The sequence below is a fragment of the Pseudooceanicola sp. DL12 genome (assembly GCF_056270665.1).
The window spans coordinates 796,362-816,957 of sequence record NZ_CM149884.1 but is presented as its reverse complement, the minus strand read 5'-3'; the positions used below and the strand labels follow the sequence as shown (position 1 = coordinate 816,957).

General features: G+C 65.9%; 21 protein-coding genes. 9 read left to right on the top strand and 12 right to left on the bottom strand.

Going from position 1 to position 20,596, the window contains the following annotated elements; all coding sequences use genetic code 11:
- Positions 1-49 precede the first annotated feature (49 nt).
- The gene (locus tag AC0WR5_RS03785) at positions 50-718 is read left to right on the top strand and encodes a TetR/AcrR family transcriptional regulator (protein WP_475867043.1); all 669 of its coding nucleotides are present in this window, start codon (positions 50-52) and stop codon (positions 716-718) included.
- A 125-nt stretch (positions 719-843) separates the two neighbouring features.
- On the opposite strand, the gene AC0WR5_RS03780 is transcribed toward AC0WR5_RS03785, so the two are convergent.
- Entirely contained in the window at positions 844-1,326 is a 483-nt protein-coding gene (locus AC0WR5_RS03780; RefSeq protein WP_475867041.1) for a cytochrome b, read from the bottom strand.
- A 203-nt stretch (positions 1,327-1,529) separates the two neighbouring features.
- Here AC0WR5_RS03780 and AC0WR5_RS03775 point away from each other — a divergent pair, with 203 nt between their 5' ends.
- Together AC0WR5_RS03775 and AC0WR5_RS03770 are read left to right on the top strand one after the other, a co-directional pair.
- On the top strand, positions 1,530-1,703 hold the full coding sequence (locus AC0WR5_RS03775) for an entericidin A/B family lipoprotein (protein WP_475867039.1): 174 nt from the start codon (positions 1,530-1,532) through the stop codon (positions 1,701-1,703).
- Between the two features lie 672 nt (positions 1,704-2,375).
- Entirely contained in the window at positions 2,376-2,984 is a 609-nt protein-coding gene (locus tag AC0WR5_RS03770; RefSeq protein WP_475867037.1) for a hypothetical protein, read from the top strand.
- Positions 2,985-3,003: 19 nt separating this feature from the next.
- Here the strand turns inward: AC0WR5_RS03770 and lepA are convergent, their stop codons facing one another.
- The 6 genes from lepA to AC0WR5_RS03740 form a co-directional block, all read right to left on the bottom strand.
- Complete coding sequence (lepA, locus tag AC0WR5_RS03765; RefSeq protein WP_475867035.1) at positions 3,004-4,803, bottom strand: translation elongation factor 4; 1,800 nt, start codon at positions 4,801-4,803, stop codon at positions 3,004-3,006.
- 150 nt (positions 4,804-4,953) lie between these two features.
- A complete protein-coding gene (locus tag AC0WR5_RS03760; protein ID WP_475867033.1) occupies positions 4,954-5,595 on the bottom strand; it encodes a hypothetical protein in 642 nt (213 codons plus the stop codon).
- Positions 5,592-6,335, bottom strand: coding sequence for a hypothetical protein (locus AC0WR5_RS03755; protein WP_475867031.1), 744 nt, complete (start codon positions 6,333-6,335; stop codon positions 5,592-5,594). The genes AC0WR5_RS03760 and AC0WR5_RS03755 overlap by 4 nt, the downstream gene beginning before the upstream one ends.
- A 386-nt stretch (positions 6,336-6,721) precedes the next feature.
- Positions 6,722-8,107, bottom strand: a complete 1,386-nt coding sequence (locus AC0WR5_RS03750) for an NAD-dependent succinate-semialdehyde dehydrogenase (protein ID WP_475867030.1) — start codon at positions 8,105-8,107, stop codon at positions 6,722-6,724.
- 210 nt (positions 8,108-8,317) lie between these two features.
- Positions 8,318-8,674 carry an SHOCT domain-containing protein gene (locus AC0WR5_RS03745; RefSeq protein WP_475867028.1) on the bottom strand — a complete coding sequence of 119 codons (357 nt, stop codon included), beginning with the start codon at positions 8,672-8,674 and terminating at the stop codon, positions 8,318-8,320.
- Between the two features lie 109 nt (positions 8,675-8,783).
- A complete protein-coding gene (locus AC0WR5_RS03740) occupies positions 8,784-9,227 on the bottom strand; it encodes a DUF6325 family protein (RefSeq protein WP_475867026.1) in 444 nt (147 codons plus the stop codon).
- 452 nt (positions 9,228-9,679) lie between these two features.
- On the opposite strand from AC0WR5_RS03740, the gene AC0WR5_RS03735 reads away from it, so the two are divergent.
- Both AC0WR5_RS03735 and AC0WR5_RS03730 read left to right on the top strand, forming a co-directional pair.
- Positions 9,680-10,438, top strand: coding sequence for an MBL fold metallo-hydrolase (locus tag AC0WR5_RS03735; protein WP_475867024.1), 759 nt, complete (start codon positions 9,680-9,682; stop codon positions 10,436-10,438).
- Between the two features lie 310 nt (positions 10,439-10,748).
- Positions 10,749-11,069, top strand: a complete 321-nt coding sequence (locus AC0WR5_RS03730) for a hypothetical protein (RefSeq protein ID WP_475867022.1) — start codon at positions 10,749-10,751, stop codon at positions 11,067-11,069.
- A gap of 80 nt (positions 11,070-11,149) precedes the next feature.
- Here AC0WR5_RS03730 and AC0WR5_RS03725 read toward each other — a convergent pair whose 3' ends face one another.
- On the bottom strand, positions 11,150-11,617 hold the full coding sequence (locus AC0WR5_RS03725) for a low molecular weight protein-tyrosine-phosphatase (RefSeq protein ID WP_475868880.1): 468 nt from the start codon (positions 11,615-11,617) through the stop codon (positions 11,150-11,152).
- A 100-nt stretch (positions 11,618-11,717) separates the two neighbouring features.
- On the opposite strand from AC0WR5_RS03725, the gene AC0WR5_RS03720 reads away from it, so the two are divergent.
- Positions 11,718-12,419 carry an NAD-dependent deacylase gene (locus AC0WR5_RS03720; RefSeq protein ID WP_475867021.1) on the top strand — a complete coding sequence of 234 codons (702 nt, stop codon included), beginning with the start codon at positions 11,718-11,720 and terminating at the stop codon, positions 12,417-12,419.
- On the opposite strand, the gene AC0WR5_RS03715 is transcribed toward AC0WR5_RS03720, so the two are convergent.
- From AC0WR5_RS03715 to AC0WR5_RS03700, 4 genes are all read right to left on the bottom strand, one after another.
- Positions 12,416-12,853: a copper chaperone PCu(A)C gene (locus AC0WR5_RS03715; RefSeq protein ID WP_475867019.1), complete on the bottom strand. Its 438-nt coding sequence runs from the start codon at positions 12,851-12,853 to the stop codon at positions 12,416-12,418. The genes AC0WR5_RS03720 and AC0WR5_RS03715 overlap by 4 nt on opposite strands.
- Positions 12,854-13,057: 204 nt before the next feature.
- Positions 13,058-13,348 (bottom strand): 50S ribosomal protein L28, encoded by a 291-nt coding sequence (rpmB, locus tag AC0WR5_RS03710; protein ID WP_475867017.1) that lies wholly within the window; start codon positions 13,346-13,348, stop codon positions 13,058-13,060.
- A 294-nt stretch (positions 13,349-13,642) separates the two neighbouring features.
- Entirely contained in the window at positions 13,643-16,069 is a 2,427-nt protein-coding gene (hrpB, locus tag AC0WR5_RS03705) for an ATP-dependent helicase HrpB (RefSeq protein WP_475867015.1), read from the bottom strand.
- A gap of 41 nt (positions 16,070-16,110) precedes the next feature.
- The gene (locus AC0WR5_RS03700) at positions 16,111-16,719 is read right to left on the bottom strand and encodes a YdeI/OmpD-associated family protein (protein WP_475867013.1); all 609 of its coding nucleotides are present in this window, start codon (positions 16,717-16,719) and stop codon (positions 16,111-16,113) included.
- Between the two features lie 147 nt (positions 16,720-16,866).
- On the opposite strand from AC0WR5_RS03700, the gene meaB reads away from it, so the two are divergent.
- The 3 genes from meaB to argF all read left to right on the top strand — a co-directional run bounded on the left by meaB (position 16,867) and on the right by argF (position 20,435).
- Entirely contained in the window at positions 16,867-17,844 is a 978-nt protein-coding gene (meaB, locus tag AC0WR5_RS03695) for a methylmalonyl Co-A mutase-associated GTPase MeaB (protein WP_475867012.1), read from the top strand.
- A 397-nt stretch (positions 17,845-18,241) separates the two neighbouring features.
- Positions 18,242-19,423 carry an acetylornithine transaminase gene (locus AC0WR5_RS03690; RefSeq protein ID WP_475867010.1) on the top strand — a complete coding sequence of 394 codons (1,182 nt, stop codon included), beginning with the start codon at positions 18,242-18,244 and terminating at the stop codon, positions 19,421-19,423.
- 85 nt (positions 19,424-19,508) lie between these two features.
- On the top strand, positions 19,509-20,435 hold the full coding sequence (gene argF, locus AC0WR5_RS03685; protein WP_475867008.1) for an ornithine carbamoyltransferase: 927 nt from the start codon (positions 19,509-19,511) through the stop codon (positions 20,433-20,435).
- The last annotated feature ends 161 nt before the right edge of the window (positions 20,436-20,596 follow it).

The window sequence follows — 20,596 nt, the reverse complement described above, 5'->3', positions numbered from 1 at the left end:
TCCGGATCTTTAACTTGACCAATCGTTCAACCTAAAGCAAGGTAAATTCATGGCACATGTTTCACCGAAACCGGAAGAGCGACAAAGAGCCCTGTCAAAACGGGCACTTGCGGCACGCGCGAGGATATTTGACGCGGCGGAACTGCTCTTTGCCTTCAACGGATTTGACGGCACTTCGATCCGCGACATCGCCGGCGAGGCCGAGACGACCGCGGCCTCTGTGCTGTTTCACGGCGAATCAAAGCAGGAGCTGTTCCACGCGGTGGTGATGCGGCGCGCCGACGAGATGATGGCGTTGCGCCTGCAGGCGCTGGACCGCGCCCTGCAGCAAGAAGTGCAGGCAGATGTCGACGAGGTGCTCGCCGCCTGCCTGCTGCCGATGATCGAACGGGCGCTGACCGGCGGCCCCCAGTGGATGGCCTATGTGCGGCTGGTGGCGATCGTTTCGACCGAGGAACGCTGGCGCGAGATGAGCGAGGCCTGTTTCGACCCGACGGCCGGGCCCTTCATCGAGGCGCTCTCGGCGCTCTATCCGCAGGCCCCTCGCGAGGCGGTGGCAACCGCCTATGTCTACACGATCTCCGCCGCGCTCTCGCTGGCAACCGCCCGCTGGCGGATCGAGGCCCTGGCCGGCGATCGTGACGTGCAGGACCGCGCGCCGCAGGATCTGATCCGCTTTTGCGCGGCCGGGATGAGGGCCGTGCTGGAGACCGCGTGAGCCAGGGCCCCTGCCCCGCCAGGATTGCCGACGGGAAAAGGGCCGCCTCGGGGCGGCCCTCTCTTCCGGCCGGTGCGGTGGCCGCTCGCCTTGCCTCTGCCCCGGATGATCGCCGGGGGCACGGCTCAGGCGCCGGGGCGCATCCGGGCCAGCAGGTTGGTCTTGAGCACCAGCTGGTGATAGATCGCCGCCGCCACGTGCAGCACCACCAGCGCGATGAGCAGCACCTTGAAGAGCTCGTGCGCGGCACCGGCAGGGCCGACCATGCCGAACCAGGCCACGGCGCCCGACACCGGCATCAGCACCAGCAGCGCGTAGAGCGCCCAGTGCGTCAGATGGGCAATCACCTGCTGCCAGGCGGGCTCTTCCGCCGGCAGGGCGGGCACGCCATGGGTGAAGCGCAGCAGCACGCGCCAGAGCGCGAGCAACCCGATCAGCACGCCGACGACAACATGGAAGATCGCGCCGCCGGTGGGGGTGAAAATGCCGCTGTCCATGTTGACATGCCAGGCATGGCTCATGGCATCGGCAAATATGAACTGTACGGCAAGAAGGATGACGACGGCCCAGTGCAGCATGATCTGGGCCCTGGAATATTGGGTGGGCATTGGCTGTTCCTCTGTTGGCTTTTGCGCGCGCCTTTCGAGATCATACGCCCGGCCTGCGGGCTTCCGTCGCGGATTGCTCGCGGAAAACTGCCGATATGGCCCAAAAGCCGCGCCGCGGGCAATCTGCATGGAACCCGCATGGAACCCCGCCGGGGGCCAGGGCGTTTACTCCTTGAAACACAAGACGTTTTTCGGAGGACGAGATGAAAAAGGTATTCCTGCCCGCCGTGGCCCTGCTGGGCGTGATGGCCCTGAGCGCATGCGAAACGGTCGAGGGCGCAGGCCGCGACATGCAGAACGCCGGCCAAGCCATCGAGGGCGAAGCGCAACAGACCCAAGCCGAGCAGCGGGCCCAGACCCCGCCGCCGCAGATGTGATCCGAGGGTTTCGGTAGTGAGTGACGAGCCGGGGGCGAAAGCCTCCGGTTTTTTATTGGGGGGTCATCGGGGATGTGCTTGGTGATTTTAGCGAACCACAATTGTAAGCTGCATTAACAACCCTGATTCCGCCGGGATTTAACGAATGGCCCCTTTTGTCGCCGTCGCATTCACCTCTGTAATATCCCTCATATACTTGACGGGGTACACATACCTTGATGGATACTATGCGACATTCGAAATCGAAGTCCCGGAACTTGGCTATTCAATACAAGACATATTTGTACATAGCGCACCTCCCATCAAGACGGTTCTGGCAGATGTTTATAAAAATCCAACGAACCAGCTAATCAACGTACTCCTGTTTCTTATACTGATTTTGATTTTAGGGCGAACGGTACAAACACGAACAATCCCGACAAGACCCCTCACCTGGTCTGCAGCACTCATATTCGCATTGTCAGCGTGTTTCGTGACTTTCACATGGCTCACTGCGGCAAAAATCGGAAAAGAGCGCGCCGAAAGTCAGATTGGATCCCTCAATCTTGTGAAGTTGACGACCAAAGAGGATAGCCGGTTAAATCTGAACACAGGGACGCAGCAGCTACACCACATTATATCAACAAAAGACATGCATTTCCTGTTGCTAACTTACGAAAACGGAGAGGACCGATGGGTAATACGCGTACCAAAAGAAGCCACTACATCCTTAAGGGCTTATCAGGACTGATATTTTCCGCAAATCTCATGATAGCCCCTCAGCTACTGAGAGCAGAGCAGGCTACTGTTACAGCGGTAATAGAAACTCCGATCACCTTTCTCAGCAAAGGCACAACCCATTACAGGCTGGCAGACCCGGACCGTCCTCGGATCGGGACACTGATCACGCCTGCAAGCACAAAACCGGATGCTGAAAATTTCCGGTTTTGCGACGGAACCACTGCGAAAGTCGTGATTGAAACCCTCATAAAGTCAAAAGATTCCTGTGACAGATCGCCCGAGGGCCCCTTCAACCTCGCTGATTTTGCATCTGGTCGAGCAATCCCCGTATACAATACGGATCGGAAGGTGATTGGCGCACTCTATGACGTTACCGCAACGGACCTTGGATACGAAGGCACCATATCGGTACCGACCGAAATTACCGAACAAGACCAATTTACGCAGCCGCCTACCTTCCCCCCGACCGAAGAGGTGGCGCCACAAAGGATCACAGATTTCGGCATCGCAACCGGCACCGATGGTCAGATCTCAATCATACTGGAAGAGCAGAATTCGTAGCTCCTCCAGCTAGTTACGATCAATTGTCCATCTTCAGGGCGGAGATGAAAGCCTCCTGCGGGATGTCGACCTTGCCGAACTGCCGCATCTTCTTCTTGCCCGCCTTCTGCTTGTCCAGCAGCTTGCGTTTCCGCGTCGCGTCGCCACCATAGCACTTCGCCGTCACGTCCTTGCGCATGGCCGAGAGGGTCTCGCGGGCGATGACCTTGCCGCCGATGGCCGCCTGGATCGGGATCTTGAACATGTGGCGGGGGATCAGCTCTTTCAGCTTCTCGCACATCGCCCGGCCGCGCATTTCCGCCCGGTCGCGGTGCACCATCATCGAGAGCGCATCGACGGGTTCGTCGTTCACCAGGATCTGCATCTTGACCAGGTTGTCCTGACGATAGCCGGTCAGGTGGTAATCGAAGGAGGCATAGCCCTTGGTGACCGATTTCAGCCGGTCGTAGAAGTCGAAGACCACCTCGTTGAGCGGCAGGTCGTAGACCACCAGCGGGCGGGTGCCGGCATAGGTCAGCTCTTCCTGGATGCCGCGGCGATCCTGGCAGAGCTTGAGCACGTCGCCGAGGTATTCGTCGGGCACCATGATGGTGGCCTTGATCCGCGGTTCCTCGATGTGGTCGACATAGGTCAGGTCGGGCATGTCGGCGGGGTTGTGCAGCTCCTGCATCGACCCGTCCTTCATGTAGACGTGGTAGACCACCGAGGGCGCCGTGGTGATCAGCTCGATATCGTATTCGCGTTCCAGCCGGTCGCGGATCACCTCGAGGTGCAGCAGGCCGAGGAAGCCGCAGCGGAAGCCGAAGCCCAGCGCCGCCGAGGTTTCCATCTCGTAGCTGAAGGAGGCGTCGTTGAGCGCCAGCTTCTCGATCGCGTCGCGGAGGTCCTCGAACTCGGCACTGTCCACCGGGAAGAGGCCGCAGAAGACCACGGGGATCGAGGGTTTGAAGCCCGGAAGCGGCGTCTCGGCGCCCTTCTTCTCGTGGGTGATCGTGTCGCCCACCTTGGTGTCGCGCACCTGCTTGATCGAGGCGGTGATGAAGCCGATCTCGCCCGGGCCCAGTTCGTCGACGTTCTGCATCGCGGGGCGGAAGACGCCGATGCGGTCGATCTGGTGGATCGTGCCGTTGCGCATGAACTTCACGCGGTCGTTCTTCTTCATCACCCCGTCCATGATCCGGACGAGGACGACGACGCCCAGGTAGGGGTCGTACCAGCTGTCGACCAGCATCGCCTTGAGCGGCGCGTCGCGGTCGCCGGTGGGCGCGGGCAGCCGGTGCACGATGGCCTCCAGCGTCTCGTGGATGCCGATGCCCGATTTCGCCGAAACCAGCAGCGCGTCGGAGGCATCGATGCCGATGACATCCTCGATCTGCTCGGCCACGCGCTCGGGCTCGGAGGCCGGCAGGTCGATCTTGTTCAGAACCGGCACGATCTCGTGGTCGGCGTCGATCGCCTGGTAGACGTTGGCCAGCGTCTGGGCCTCGACGCCCTGGGTGCTGTCGACGACCAGCAGAGAACCCTCGACCGCGTGCATGGAGCGGGAGACCTCGTAGGCAAAGTCGACGTGCCCGGGGGTGTCGATCAGGTTGAGCACGTAGAGCTCGCCGTTGTCGGCGATATACTCGATGCGCACGGTGTTCGCCTTGATGGTGATCCCGCGTTCCCGCTCGATATCCATCGCGTCGAGCAGCTGCTCCTTCATCTCGCGTTCCGAGACGGTGTTCGTGGATTGAATCAGCCGGTCGGCCAGGGTGGATTTCCCGTGGTCGATATGGGCGACGATGGAGAAGTTACGGATATGCGCAAGATCGGTCATGATGCGCAGCATATGCGGGGGAAAGGGGCGTTTGGCAAGTGGGTGTGAGGGGGCTCCAATGCCGTGGGCACCACCTTTTGTTGAAAGGCGCTCCACTTTCCGCGGCAAGGCATTCGCCCCTCAAATCCCGCGAGGCAGTGACAGAACGCCTCAGTTCATGCCGGCGTCCCCAAACAACGCTGAAATGTCGGCGCGGAAAGCCTTCAAGAAGTCAGTGAACTGTTTCTCCGTTTCCAATTTGGAAAGGTCTTCCTCACGCATAAAGCTGCGCCATGTACCGTCCGCATTCATCATCGGGCCAGCGTCGTTGCCTACAGGGTCGTCGATGTTCCAAAGATCATCCCAGCAATCAATTTCACGCGGCTCTGCCTGCCACTGAAAGGCATAAAGGCTCACGCACGTTTCGGATGATTTGGCCGGAGCAAGTGTCAGTGGGTCGGGAGACTTGCCAGGTGTTTCGCGCGCTGCCTCCACGAATGCATGATCGGCACAAAACCAGAGGAAAACGATACATTCGCCCTTACGGACCGTCCAACGCCGCTGCCCGCTTTGGTTCAGGCAGACCATACAGCTGTTCATCGGCAAGAAATCCCAGACCCACTTCTCACTGGGGTTGGTGTTCCTTTGAGGCGCCATCGCATGCTCGGTCGCACACCAGTTGGCGAACTCCAGAGGCTTCAGTTCCCTCGATGCAATTTGCATCATTGACTGGACCCGCTTCTGATAGGCCGCGACCACACGATAGGCGACCCGCAGATTGACCAAGCTCTCGTCCCAAGTTCGATCCGTCATTTCCACTCCTCTAAGCCCGTCGCCGCATCCAAAGAGAGCAAAGGCATTTTTCGAAGGGCGCTGTCGAAGGGCACATGGAGGTACCCGAAGAGGTTGAGGGCATAGACCATGTCCTGAAGAATTCGCCTGTCCGGAGCTATGGTACATTCGTCCAGCTCCTTGGAGAGGGCACGTGCCAGATCCTGCCAGCCGCAAGACGCGACCTGCACCTCTTTGCTCACGGAGCGGGCCTCGGCCACGAAAGCTTGCAGGGAACTGATCTTGCCGCCTATCGCCAGGAACCCCAGAATATCGGGGGCGCCGGCACCCTCTTGCTCGCGTTGCACCACATAGGCACTTAGCTGAGACTTCCACTGAGCAGAATGTTGAGACGCATGTCCAAGCTTCGCTTCCACAATCATGTGCATGCTGCGTTCCGGATCGCCGAGGCTCCACTCCGTGTAAACATCCGGCTCGACAAATTTGCGGCCATCATCGGAGAAACCCCAGCGTGGCCAGAACTCGATATTCTCGAGTGACACGAGCTTCCAATTGAACATTGTCTCCGCATCGCTTCGCCCTTGGTGTTTCGTCGCGTTGAAAAGAATTCGCATTGCGAGAGATGGCGAGAGGTAGGACAGGCGTTCGAAAATCGTCGCCGTTATGTGGTCTTCAATAGTTCGAAAGGTCTCTCTCCAGGCAACGCGGTCTTCAGCGCCCTGAAACCGCCCAGCTTTCGCGTGCAGAATTGAGTTCAACATCGAATGGCTCCCAGGCAGCTTGTTGCCCTTGCCTATTCAGGCCCCGAGGGGGCGGCTAACGCAACATCGGCAAGCAATCTTGCGTCAGCAGTGTGTCCGGCCCGCAATGGAATGCGCGCCTCCACTTCCGCGACGCACGCCCGCCTGCCCGGCCCGCTTGTCATGACATCGCCAATGCGCCCTCCCGAGGGGGAGGGTCCGGCGCGGCCCGGCGTGCCGCCGGGCGTGACGGTGCCGCTTGGGCGCCCCCGCCCATGGGGCGGGGGCGGCGGGGTGGGCCTCGATGGCCCGCACCGGCGCCACCCCAAACGCGAAACCCCGCCCGGTAGATCCGGACGGGGCTGACATCGACCCGGGCGGCGGGCCCGGGCGCGGGATCGAAGCGATCAATCCACGATGTAGAGCGACTTGGCGTTGACGAATTCCTTCATCCCGAAGCCGCCGTGCTCGCGGCCATAGCCGGAATCCTTGACCCCGCCGAAGGGCATGTTGGGGATCGCCACGTTGTAGCCGTTGATCGAGACCATGCCGGTGTCGAAATACTTCGAGGCCAGCTCGCGGGCGCGTTTGACGTCGCGGGAATAGATCCCGCCGCCCAGGCCAAAGCGGCTGTCGTTGGCGATGCGCATCGCATCCTCGTCGTCGCGGGCGCGGATCACCGAGGCCACCGGACCGAAGAGCTCGTCGTCATAGGCGGGCTGACCCGGGGCGACATCCACCAGAACCGTGGCCGGGTACCAGGCGCCGGGGCGGTCGGGCACCTCGCCGCCGGCGAGGACGCGGGCGCCCTTCTTCACGCTCTCGGTCACCTGCTTGTGCAGCTCGTCGCGCAGTTCGGTGCGCGACATCGGGCCGAGCTTCGTGCCGTCGCGGGTGGGATCACCCGGCTCGATGGCGGCGAACTTCTCGGTGATGCGGCGCAGGAACTCGTCGTAGTTCCTGTCGGTCACCACGAAGCGCTTGGCGTTCACGCAGGTCTGGCCGTTGTTGTAGAGCCGCCCCTGCAGGCACCCCTCGACGGCGCGGTCGAGATCGGCATCGTCGAGCACCAGGTGGGCGTCGTTCGAGCCGAGCTCCAGCACGGTCTTCTTGACCAGCTTGCCGGCCTTCTCGGCCACGGCGCGGCCGGCCGGGTCGCTGCCGGTCAGGGTGATGCCACGCACCAGCGGGTTCTCGATCACGCCGTCGGAGGTCTCGTGGTCGATGACCAGCACGGTGAAGAGGTTCTTGGGCAGGCCGGCGCGCTCGAAGAGGTCGCGCAGGAAGAGGCCGGAGCCGGTGCAGCTCGAGGCGTGTTTCAGCAGTACGCCGTTGCCCGCCATCAGGTTGGCCACGGCATAGCGGACGACCTGGTAGGAGGGGAAGTTCCAGGGCTGGATCCCGTAGATCACGCCCAGGGGGGAATAGGTGATGACGCCGGTGCCGCCGGGGATCTTGCGCTCTTCGTCGGCAAGGTCGCTGGGGCCGTTCTCGGCGGTGAAATCGCAGATCGCTGTGCAGAGGTCGACCTCCTGCCGGCTGTCGCCGATCAGCTTGCCCACCTCGGCGGTCATCAGCTGCGCCAGCTCCTCCTTGCTGTTCTGCAGCTCCTTGCCGATGGCCCGGACGACCTTTGCGCGGTCCTCGAGGGAGACCAGGCGCCAGTCGAGGAAGGCCTCGTGGCAGGCCTGGACGGCCGCCTTGGCCTCGGTCGCGCTCATCATCACGTAATCGTCGAGGGGTTTGTCGGTGGCCGGATTGATGGTGGTGATCTGGGTGTTCAGGTCTTTCATGACGTCCGCCTTTCGTTGCGTGTGTCGTGAAAAGAGAACGTGTCACCGCCCCGGAAGTTTCATCCGGTCGAGATTTCGTGACCAGGGGGGGCCGGGGGCGCCGTGGCGCGGCCCGGCGGCCCCGTGCGGCAAACCCTTGCGGTCAAAGCAGAACCCCGGCTCTGGCGGGCAGAACCGGGGGCATTTGCGCTTGCGCGGCTCGCCGCGGCATCAGAGGCCGAGGATCCTGGCCTTCTGGGTCTGGAATTCCTCTTCGCTGAGGATGCCCTGCTCCTTGAGGGCGGCCAGTTCCTTGAGCCGCGCGATGCCGGCATCGTCGAGCCCGCCCGCGGCGGGAGGCGCGGCAGGAGCCGGGGCCTCGTAAACGGCGGCGGGTTCGGCGGCGGCCACTGGAGCTGCCGCCTCGGCGGCCTGCGCCTGCTGGGCGGCGGCCTTGTTGGCGCGGCGGTTGTTCATGGCACCGGCGGTGGCATTGGCGGTGCCGACGATGATGGCGGTGCGGCCGGCGGTGCGCACGGCACCTCCGATGAGGCCGGGGCGACCGCGGCGGGAACCTCCGAGGGGCATGTTCTGTCTCCTTCTTCACGTTGTCCCGGGCAGCACGCGGCGTTCTGCCTCACGGCTCCGGGGAAATTCCTTGAGCCGCGCGCGGGGCACGGCCGGGTTCGGGACGGGATCAGACCTCGTCGGCGATGGCCAGCAGGGTCTCGCGGGCGGCATCGATCACGGCGCCGGGAATGCGTTCGGACATCAGCAGGGACCCACCGGAAGCGACGACGGCCTTAGCGAAATCCGCCGACCAGAGGTGCTCGAACATGACGATCAGGCAGGTGCTGTTCAGCGGCACTTCCTCGGCCAGCTCGGCCAGATCCTCGTCGGAGAGCATGCCGAATTCCTCGCCGGTGAGCTTGATCATCGCCTCGGAGATGTCATCCTTGAAATCGGTGACCTCGAGCATGGCAACATCGCCCTCGGCGTCCTTGGTGACCACGGCCAGGTCGATGACCCGGATCAGGCCCTTGTCGACCAGGTCCATGAAGGCCGGGGCGACCTGACCGTTGAAGGTGTTGCCCTCGAAACCGATGATCACGAGCTCTGTGGGTGCGGTGGGTTCCGACATTCTGCCGTTCCTCATTCTGAAAAATCAAGTTCACGTACAGATTGCGCGGGGTTTACCCGTCAGACAAGCCCGCAGAACGCCATTGCCGGGAGTTTTACCGTATATTCATTTCAGACGGACCATTTGCCACAGCGCTGACCGGCAGGGCGCCCGCCATGCCCACCCGGGCCGGCGCCCACAGGGGCCCGCCCCGAGAAAAGCCCAATGGTGGCGCGATTCGTCCCGCGCCGCGGGAGTGATCTCGCCGGGATACGCCAGCGCGTGACGCGACCAGAGCCGTGAGGCCAGCGGCGGGGCGCTGCGCCGCGTGACGCGATCTCGGGGCCCCGGGCGGCGAACACCCGGCGGGCCGGGCTGCTGACGTCTTCGTGAAGTGGACCGGGAGCGAAACCATCCTACCCTTTGCCCAGATCAACCTGGGAGGGATTCCGATGAACCGCAGAAGGCTATTGATGACCGCCCTGGCAGGGGCTGCCACCGCACCGTTGCTGCGCCCCTTCGCCGCCATGGCCCAGAACCTGACCGGCGACAGCTATGACACCGCCGGGGGCGACAAGCTGAGCATCCATCCGGTGCAGCACGCCAGCTTTGTCATGGACACGCCCGCGGGCGTCATACACGTGGACCCGGTGGGCGGCGGCGCGGCCTACGAGGCGCTGCCGGCGGCGGCCGCGATCCTGATCACCCACCACCACGGCGATCATTTCGATCCCGAGACCCTGGCCGCGCTGCAGGAGCGCGCGGGCGGGGGCGTACCGATGATCGTGAACCCCACCGTGGCAGAGGCCCTGCCGTCGGAGCTGGCGGCACTGGCCACGGTGATGGCGAACGGCGACAGCGGCGAGTTGCTTGGCCTGCCCATCGAGGCGGTGCCTGCCTACAACATGACCGAGGACCGGCTGCAGTATCACCCCAAGGGCCGCGACAACGGCTATATGGTGACGGTGGACGGCCTGCGCGTCTATATCGCGGGCGACACCGAGGACACGCCGGAACTGCGCGGGATGGAGGATATCGACATCGCCTTCGTGCCCTTCAACCTGCCCTACACGATGACCGAGGAGCAGGCCGCCGAGGGCGTTGGGGCCTTTGCCCCCAAGGTGGTCTATCCCTATCATTACCGCGGAAGCGACCCGGAGAAATTCGCCAGCCTGTTGAGCGAGGCCGGCGCCCCAACCGAGGTGGTGATGGGCGGCTGGTACCCCGCCTGAGCCACGGCGCACCGGGACGAACCGGCGGAAGGGGGCCCGGCGGCCCCCTTTCGGCTGTTCCGGGGTGGAGCCCGTTGCGGCGCGCACGGCCTGCTCAAAAACCCGTGACCCTTGCTCTCGATGGCAGGCGCGAGCGGCGCAAAGCCAGGCTGTGAAGGGCTCTCGGCGCCTGCCGGAGCCATGGCAATACGTACAAGAGGCTTGAGAATTTACCAAAAATTTGCCATGTTTCCGGCACAAAGCCGGACAGGAACGTACCGCGGGCAGTGGTGTGATCCGACCAAACCGGCATGGGACAGAGGCAGATTTCATGAAACGAGTACGACCGATCGCAGCGGCGGCCATGACAGCAGTGATGCTCACGGGCCTGACCCCCACCATCAGTTTCGCAGGCCCGATCAGCAGCGCCTGCCTGAGCTCGGACCGCGCGGCGGCCAGCCGGGCGCTGTGCAGCTGCCTGCAGCAGGCGGCGGACATCACCCTGAGCAAGCGCGACCAGCGCAAGGCCGCGAAGATGTTCAGCAAGCCCGACCTGGCGCAGGAAGTGCGCATGTCGAGCTCTCGTCGCGACGAGGAATTCTGGAGCAAATACGTGGCCTTCGGCGACATGGCCACGGCCAACTGCTCGTAATCACGCCCCCCGGGCATGACATGCAAAACGGCGCCGGAGCCTCTCCCGGCGCCGTTTTTTGTTGCCTGTTCCGGTTGTCGTCAGGCCTCGATCCGGGCCAGCAAGCCGCGGGTGCACTCCTCGATCAGGTCCAGCGCGCCATCGAAATCGCGGGTATACCAGGGATCGGGCACCTCGGTCGCCCCGGCATGGGCCGAGCCCTCGGGCAGGTAGTCGGTGAAGAGGCGCACGGGGGTGGCATTGCCCGCCGGACGCTGGGCCTCGATATCGGCGAGGTTGCTGCCGTCCATGGCCAGGATCAGGTCGAATCGGTCGAAATCGGCACGGGTGAACTGGCGCGCGCGCAGGTCCGACATGTCGATGCCCCGGGCGCGGGCGGCGGCCTGCATCGGGCCATATGGCGGCTCTCCGGCGTGCCAGCCGCCGGTGCCGGCGCTGTCGAGGGTGAGGTCCGGCGCCAGTTCGGAGGCTGCAGCGCGGGTCACCGCCTCGGCCGAGGGCGAGCGGCAGATGTTGCCGAGGCAGACGAAGAGGATGGATGTGGTCATCGCGGTGGTCACGGCGATCCCTTTCGTGCAGGTTTCGGGGTGTCCCCCAGACCTAGCGCGGGGTCGGGGCGAGGAAAAGCACGGAAGGGAGTGCAGGCAGATGGAAAAGATCGTGATCCTGACGGGTGCGGGCATTTCGGCCGAAAGCGGGCTGGGCACCTTTCGCGATGCCGGGGGGCTCTGGGAGCAGCACCGCATCGAGGACGTGGCGACGCCCGAGGGGTTTGCGCGCGATCCCGGGCTGGTGCAGCGCTTCTACAACGCCCGCCGCAAGGCCGCCGCCGACGCCCGCCCCAATGCCGCCCACAGGGCGCTGGCACGGCTGCAGCGGGACTATCCGGGCGAGGTGGTCCTGGTGACGCAGAACGTCGACGGGCTGCACGAGGCGGGCGGCTCGCCTTCGGTGATCCACATGCACGGGCAGCTGGACCAGGCGCTGTGCTTTCGCTGCGGCCACCGCTGGCCGGCGCCGATGGAGATGCAGGTGGGAGAGCCCTGCCCCGCCTGCGCGGCCCCGGCCGGGCGGCCCGATATCGTGTGGTTCGGCGAGATGCCCTATCGCATGGAGGAGATCTATGACCACCTGGCGGGCTGCACGCTCTTTGCGGCCATCGGCACCTCGGGGCAGGTCTATCCGGCCGCGGGATTCGTGCAGGAGGCCGACCGCATCGGCGCCCATACGGTGGAGCTGAACCTGGAGCCCTCGGTTGGGGTGTCGGCCTTTGGCGAGGCACGGCAGGGGCCGGCCACGCAGACGGTGCCGACCTGGGTCGAGGAGCTTCTGGCCGAGGCGGACGCCTAGCGCTCAGGGTTCACCGGCACCTCGACGGTAATCTCTCCGGCCTGTTCGAAGGTCAGCGTGAGGGGGAAACTGTCGCCTTGCGTGAGCGCCCCGGTCAGCCCCATCAGCATGACGTGATCACCGCCCCGCTGCAGCAGGGCGCCGCCGCCCGCCGGCACCGCGATGCCGCCCTCTATGGCGCGCATCTTCATCACGCCATCAGCCCCCTGCTGGTGGCCGTGCAGGGCGCTCCTTTTCGCCGCCGGGGTCTCTACCGCGATCAGCCGGTCATCGCCCGGCCCTGTGTTCCGCAGCGCGAAGTAGATCGCGCCCGAGCGGGCCACGGGGCTGAGCACAAGGGCATGGGGACCCTCGATTCGAATCTCTGCCGCGGCGGCCAGGGGCAGCAAGGCGAGCATCGGAACGGCGGCCAGGATCGGGAGCAGACGGGGCATGGCGGTCTCCGGGTGTCGTGTCTGGAGCCCTCGGACAGGGGCGTTGCAGGCGGCCTCCGGCCGGGCCACAGGCGGACGCGCACCCATCCCAAGCCAAAGGCCCAGCTCTTGGCCCAGCTATAGGACGGACAGGCCCAACCACCAAACGCAAACAACCCCGCCAAAGGGCGGGGCTGTCCGTAGCACGTCGAAAGATCGAAGGGATCAGGCCTCTGCGGTCTGAGCCTTTGCGATTTCTTTCTTAACTTTCAGTGCGTTGGCAGAAAGATCGGTGTCTTTCGCCTTTTCCAGGAACTTGTCCAGGCCGCCGCGGTGGTCGACCGAGCGCAGGGCCGAAGCCGAGATGCGCATCTTGATGTTCCGGCCCAGGATCTCCGAACGCAGGGAAACGTCGTTCAGGTTGGGCAGGAAACGGCGGCGGGTCTTGTTGTTGGCGTGGCTGACATTGTTGCCAGTCATCGGGCCTTTACCAGTCAGTTCGCAACGGCGCGACATGTCATCTTCCTCGTCTCATCTGAAGGGCGGGTCGCGCCCCGTTCAATGCAAACGGGCGCCGCGCGCAGCAGCACCCTGAATCTCGTCCGGCGTCTTTAGGCGGGGACGCCGGAAAGGTCAAGCCTGAGATGCGGGCATTTGGCGCGGGACGCAGGGTTTTACCCCTTTTGCCCGCAGCCGGCACGGGGCCAACGGATCCTGCCCCAGCCCTATCCCGGTTGCGACCCGCACACAAGCGACCCCGTGGCGCGGCTCATCACGGACCTCTGCGCCTGCCGTGCAGGGTCGGATCCGCTACGTTCCCCTGCGCTTGGCGCGCAGGGTCGGATCCGCCTGCGTCGGATCCTCGGGCCAGGGATGGCGGGGATAGCTGGCGCGCATGTCCTTGCGCACGTCCGGATAGGAATTGGTCCAGAAGCCGGGAATGTCCTGGGTGACCTGCACCGGGCGACCGGCCGGCGAGAGCAGCGTGACCACCAGCGGACGGCCCGCCACGGTGGGGTGGGTCGTCTGGCCGAACATCTCCTGGACGCGGAGGGAGATCGCGGGGGATTCTCCGGAATAGTCGATGGGAATGCGGCGCCCGAGCGGGGTGGTGAAATGCCCCGGCGCCTCGCGGTCGACGAGCTGTTGCTGATGATAGTCGAGGCGCGCGCGCAGGGCTGGCAGGATATCGAACCCTTTCCAGTCTCCGGCGCTGCGAACATTGCCGAGATGCGGCAAGAGCCAGTCTTCGAGGCTCTCCATCAGGGCATCGTCGGAGAAATCCGGCAGGTCGTCATGGCGGGCAGCGGCAAGGCGGACGCGGGCCAGGAAGAGGCGCGCGGGCTCTGAGGGCAGCAGGCCCAGCTCGCGCACGCCGTCGAGCATGGCGCGGGCGACGTCCTCTGCCGGGGCGTCCTTCCAGGTGCGGTCGCTCAGGGGGATCTGGCCAAAGCGCTCCTGCTGCCGGGCCACCACGCGACGCTCGCGGCGGGACCATTCGCAGAAGGAGACCTCCTCGATCTGGTCCGCGAAGAGGGCGCGGATCTCGCCCTCGGTAATCTGGGCGGCCTGTCGGATGCGGGCCTCGCGCGGGTCGCCATCGGTATCGGTGGTGACGATCAGCCGGGCACCGGCGAGCGGATCCTGATCCGGCAGCGCCGCGCCCTTGCCCCCCGAGAGCAGGTAGCGCGGCAAATCCCCAGGGCGGCGCAACCCGACGCGGTCGGGATAGGCGAGCGCGGCCATCTCGGCCGCCGAGAGGGCGCGGGCGGCCCCGGCATCCCGGGCAAGGCGCTGCGCCTCTTTCCGGATGCGGGCCAGCGCGCCGGGATCGGCGCGGCTGTCACGGTCGCCCGAAAGCGCCCGCAGCCGCAGGGTGAGATCGACGGGCGCGCCGCGCGACATCGGATCGCGGTCGGCCAGCAGGGCGGCCAGCGGCGCGGCATCGCGGCCCGCAACCGCCAGCATGTGAGCGAGGCGCGGGTGTAGTGGCAGGCCGGCCAGGCGGCGGCCATGTTCGGTGATCAGCCCCATGTGATCGAGCGCGCCCAGCATGCGCAGGAGCGCCTGCGCCTCGGCATAGGCGCCCTCTGGCGGCGGCGTGAGAAAGGCGAGCTGATCCGGGCCCGCGCCCCAGAGCGCGAGCTCCAGCGCGAGGCCGGAGAGATCGGCGGCCTCGATCTCGGCCGGGGGATAGGCCGGCAGGGCGCCCTCCTCTCCGCGCGTCCAGGCGCGGTAGGCGCGACCGGGCGCGACACGGCCCGCACGACCGGCGCGCTGATCGGCCTCGGCGCGGGAGACCTTCTCGGTGACCAGCCGCGACATGCCGGAGCCGGGATCGAAGCGGGCGCGGCGGGACTGGCCGGCATCGACTACCGCGCGCACCTCGGGAATGGTCAGCGAGGTCTCGGCGATGGAGGTGGCCAGCACCAGGTTGCGCCCCCGTGCGGGCGGGCGCAGGGCGGCCTGCTGATCGGCGAATTTCATCGCACCATAGAGGGGGCGGATGTGGCAATCGCCCGGCAGCCGGCCCTTTAGTGCGGTCTCGAGCCGGTTGATCTCTCCGGCGCCGGGCAGGAAGACGAGGACGCCGCCATCTGTTTCCTTCGCCACGCGGATGACGAGATCGGCGAGCGCCGGCCAGGTGTCGCGCCCCTTTGGCAGCGGGCGGTCGGCATGGACGACCTCGACCGGATAGGCGCGCCCCTCGGAGGTGATCACCGGCACGTCCCCCATGAGCGCAGCCACGGGGCCGGCATCGAGCGTGGCCGACATGGCCAGCAGGATCAGGTCGTCACGCAGGGCGCCGGCGATCTCGAGGCAGAGGGCAAGGCCGAGGTCGGCGTTGAGCGAGCGTTCGTGGAATTCGTCGAAGATCACCGCGCCGATGCCCGAAAGCTCGGGGTCGGTCTGGATCATGCGGGTGAGGATGCCCTCGGTCACCACCTCGATGCGGGTGGCTTTCGAGACCTTGCTCTCGCCGCGCACGCGGTAGCCGACGGTCTGACCGGGCGCCTCGCCCAGGGTTTCGGCCATGCGTTCGGCGGCGGCGCGGGCGGCGAGGCGACGCGGCTCGAGCATCAGGATGCGCCCCGCGGTCAGTCCGGCGTCACGCATGGCGAGCGGCACGCGGGTGGTCTTGCCGGCGCCGGGCGGGGCCTGCAGCACGGCGCGCCCCCCGGCGCGAAGGGCGGTGATCAGGTCTGGCAGGGCGTCATCTATGGGAAGGCGGATCATGGCACGCTTATCCCCGATCCGCGCAGGCGCGTCCATCGGGCTCAGCGGTCGTGCATCCCCTGGCCCGCGAGGATGCGGGGGCGGGCCTTTTCAAGGCGGGCGCTGCGGGTGGCGCTCTGCTTCGCTTGGCCGATGTGCAGGATCCAGCCGCGCTGGCGCCCCGGAGTGAGGCCCTCGAAGGCCTGCTGCAGTTCCGGGTCGGCCTCGAGCGCGGAGAGCAACTCCTCCGGCATGTCGAGATCATCCTTCGCCATCTCGACCCGGCGACCGGCATGCTCGTTCCGCACCGCCTCCGCGATGTAGGCGCGCAGGGTATCGGCAAGCGGCGGGATCTGATCGGCGGCGGTGAACCGCACGTAGCGGACGGAGCGGGAGTTGGCCCCCGGCGCTTCGAGGATGCCGGCGGGATCGGGCAGCAGCACGCCCTTGAAGAAGGAAAGGCCGCAGCTCTCCTTCATCCGCCAGAGGGTGGCGACATTCCCACCACCCGGCGCCGTTCCCGCCATGTAGACGGGCCCGCGCCATTTGAACCCCTCGGTGACCGGACAGGTGCGCACGATGGCCCGCAGGCTGTTCAGCTCCTCGCGCCAGAGGGCCTCCTCCGCGAAGAAGGCCGCGATGCGCGGATCCGGTTCGGATGCCTCTGCCATGCTCCCCTCCCCCTTGGGCCTGACGGCGCTTCGTGGCGAAGTATGCGCGGCGCTGCAGGCCCTGTCCATGCCGTCGTGGCGCCCGCGCGCTCTGGACGGGCCCGGCCAGAGCGCGCTACACCTCTCGGCGGAATGACGGGAGGGCCCATGGAACTCGAGACGATGGCGGAAAAGCTGCTGGCGGGCGACCGGCGGGCGCTGAGCCGGGCGATCACCCTGGTGGAGAGCAGCCGCGCCGATCACCGCGAACAGGCGGTGCAGCTGATCCAGCGGGTGGCCGGTGCCGGACGCCAGGCCCTGCGCGTCGGCCTCTCGGGTACGCCGGGCGTGGGCAAGTCGACCTTCATCGAGGCCTTCGGCATGATGCTGACGGCGCGCGGGCTGAGGGTGGCGGTGCTGGCGGTGGATCCCTCCTCGGCACGCTCCGGCGGCTCGATCCTGGGTGACAAGACCCGGATGGAGCGCCTTTCGCGCGACCCGATGGCGTTCATCCGCCCCTCGCCGAGCCAGTCGCAACTGGGCGGCGTGGCCCGGCGCTCGCGCGAGGCGGTGGCGCTCTGCGAGGCCGCAGGCTTCGACGTGGTGCTGATCGAGACGGTTGGCGTGGGCCAGTCGGAAACGGTAGTGGCCGAGATCAGCGACCTTTTCCTGCTGCTGCTGGCACCGGCGGGCGGCGACGAGCTTCAGGGGGTCAAGCGCGGCATCATGGAGATGGCCGACATGATCCTGGTGAACAAGGCCGACGGCGACCTGAAGCCAGCCGCCACGCGGACCTGCTCTGACTATGCCGGCGCCCTGCGCCTGCTGCGCAAGCGCCCGCAGGATCCGGAAGGCTTCCCGAAGGCGATGATGGTCTCCTCGATTGAGGAACAGGGGCTGGAGGCGGCCTGGACCGAGATGGAAGCCCTGGCAGACTGGCGCCGTGCCGAGGGCCATTTCGACACCGCCCGGGCGGCCCAGGCGCGCTACTGGTTCCGCGAGGACGTGAAACAGGGGCTGTTGGCGCAGCTGGAGACCGGCGCGGCGAAGGCCCGAATGGAAACCCTCGCCGATGCGGTGGCCAGCGGCAAGAAGACCCCGGCGCTCGCTGCCGAGGAAATGCTCGCCGCCCTGCGCGGGGCCTGAGGGCAGTGGGGGGCTCTGCCCCCATCGGCCAGAGGCCGACTCCCCCGGGATATTTCCGGCCAGATGACGGGCCCGTCGACACGGCCGGCCCCTCTCGGAAGAGACCGGCTCTTTCATCTGGCCAAAAATATCCCCGCCGGAGGCATGCAACATCCGCCAGCGGCGGTGCGGCATATATGAATTGGGACTATGCAAGCGGCACGGATGGGCGTAAAGACGGCGCCATGATCGCAAAGCTGCATATCGCACTTCGACGCCGACGCGCGTAAGACCGTTCCCAAGGGAACGGGCAGCCGATCCGCGCGCCACAAGAGGCCGCACAAAACCACCCCTTGAAAACTTGACTTGCCCTGCGAGCGCGTGCTCTTTCAGGGCTTCCGATACCAGAGGACCGAGAATGATCCCTCCTGTTCTGCCGACCTATTCCCGTGCGCCGCTTCACTTCGTGAAGGGCGAAGGCTCCTGGCTGATCGAGGAGGACGGCCGCCGTTTCCTCGACCTTGGCGCCGGCATCGCGGTGAACTGCCTCGGCCACAGCAACCCGGCGCTGGTCGAAGCGCTGACCGAACAGGCCGGCAAGGTCTGGCACCTGTCGAACCTCTACGAGATCCCGCAGCAGGAAGAGCTGGCCCGGCGGCTGGTGGATGCGACCTTTGCCGATACCGTCTTTTTCACCAACTCCGGCACCGAGGCCTGCGAGCTGGCCGTCAAGATGGCGCGGAAGTACTGGTACGAGAAGGGCCTTCCCGAGAAGGTGGAGATCATCACCTTCGACGGGGCCTTCCACGGCCGGTCGAGCGCCGCCATTGCGGCCGTTCCCACCGAGAAGATGGTCAAGGGCTTCGGCCCGCTGCTGACCGGCTTCAAGCAGGCCAAATGGGGAGACTGGGACGCGCTCGAGGCCATGGTGGACGACAAGACCTGTGCGATCATGATCGAACCGGTGCAGGGCGAAGGCGGCATCCGCCCCCTGCCCGATGCCGCGCTGAAGCGGCTGCGCAAGATCGCGGACGACAAGGGCTGCCTGCTGATCCTCGACGAGGTGCAATGCGGCGTGGGCCGGACCGGCAAGCTATTCGCGCATGAGTGGGCCGGCATCACGCCGGACATCATGATGGTGGCAAAGGGCATCGGCGGGGGCTTCCCCCTCGGGGCCGTGCTGGCCACCGAGGAGGCCGCGAGCGGCATGGTCGCGGGCACCCATGGCTCGACCTATGGCGGCAACCCGCTGGGCTGTGCCGTGGGGATCGCGGTGATGAAGCAGGTGGCCCAGCCCGCCTTCCTCGACGAGGTGAACCGAAAGGCCGCGCTGCTGCGCCAGAAGCTGGAAGGACTGATCGCCGCGCATCCCGATGTCTTCGAGGCGGTGCGGGGCCAGGGCCTGATGATCGGGCTGAAGTGCACCCCTGCCGTCGCCGCCGGCGATTTCGTCAAGGCCGGATATGGCGCCGAGGTGATCACCGTACCCGCCGCCGACAACGTGGTGCGCCTGCTGCCGCCGCTGAACATAACCGATGAAGAGATCGCCGAGGCCGCAACCCGGCTCGACGCCGCCGCAACCGCGGTGACCGGGGGCTGAGGCCCGCACGCGATCAGCACCGACACCCGGGCGCGGGGCCGCCATGCGGCCGCCCTGCCCCGGACACGAGAGAGACGACGTTCCGATGAACCACTTCCTTGACCTTCACACCACCGATGCCGGCGAGCTGCGGCAGATCATCGACCATGCCCGGGCCATGAAGACCGCCCGCGAGGGCCGCCCGAAGGGCATGCCCGACGACGAGCAGGCCCTTGCGGGCCGCATAGTGGCGCTGATCTTCGAAAAGCCCTCGACCCGGACGCGCGTCAGCTTCGACGTGGGCGTGCGCCAGCTGGGCGGTCAGTCGATGGTACTGTCGGGCGGCGAGATGCAGCTGGGCCACGGCGAGAGCATCGCCGATACCGCCCGGGTACTGAGCCGCTATGTCGACATGATCATGATCCGGACCAACGAGGAGGCGATCCTGCACGAGCTGGCGGAATATGCCAGCGTGCCGGTGATCAACGGGCTGACCAACGAGAGCCACCCCTGCCAGATCATGGCCGACATCATGACCTTCGAGGAGCACCGCGGGCCCATCAAGGGCAAGAAGGTGGTCTGGACCGGCGACGGCAACAATGTCTGTGCCAGCCTGCTGCACGCGGCGGGGCAGTTCGGCTTCGATTTCACCTTCTGCGGACCGATGCAGCTTGATCCCGATCCCAAGGCCATGGGCTTTGCCCGCGACCAGGGCGTGAGCGTCACCGTCGAGCGCGACCCGATGCGCGCCGTCGAGGGCGCCGACCTTGTGGTGGCCGACACCTGGGTCAGCATGCATGACGCGCAATCCACCCGCGAGCGGCGCCACAACATGCTGCGCCCCTACCAGGTGAACGACGCGCTGATGGCGGCGGCCGGCGAACAGGCGCTCTTCATGCACTGCCTGCCGGCGCACCGGGGCGAGGAAGTGACCTCCTCGGTCATGGACGGGCCGCAATCGGTGATCTTCGACGAGGCCGAGAACCGGCTGCACGCCCAGAAGGCCGTTATGCGCTGGTGCCTCGGCCTCTGAGCGCCAGGACCGGATCGATCCGAGTAAGGGCCCGCCGCAAGGACGGGCCCTTTTTCATGGCCATTCGCGGGGCACGGGCCCGCGGCTTTTGTGTCGTCATCTGTACGGACTGAGGGAAACAGGCCGCAACGGCATGATTTCCAACGGCTTGCCAGACGGTT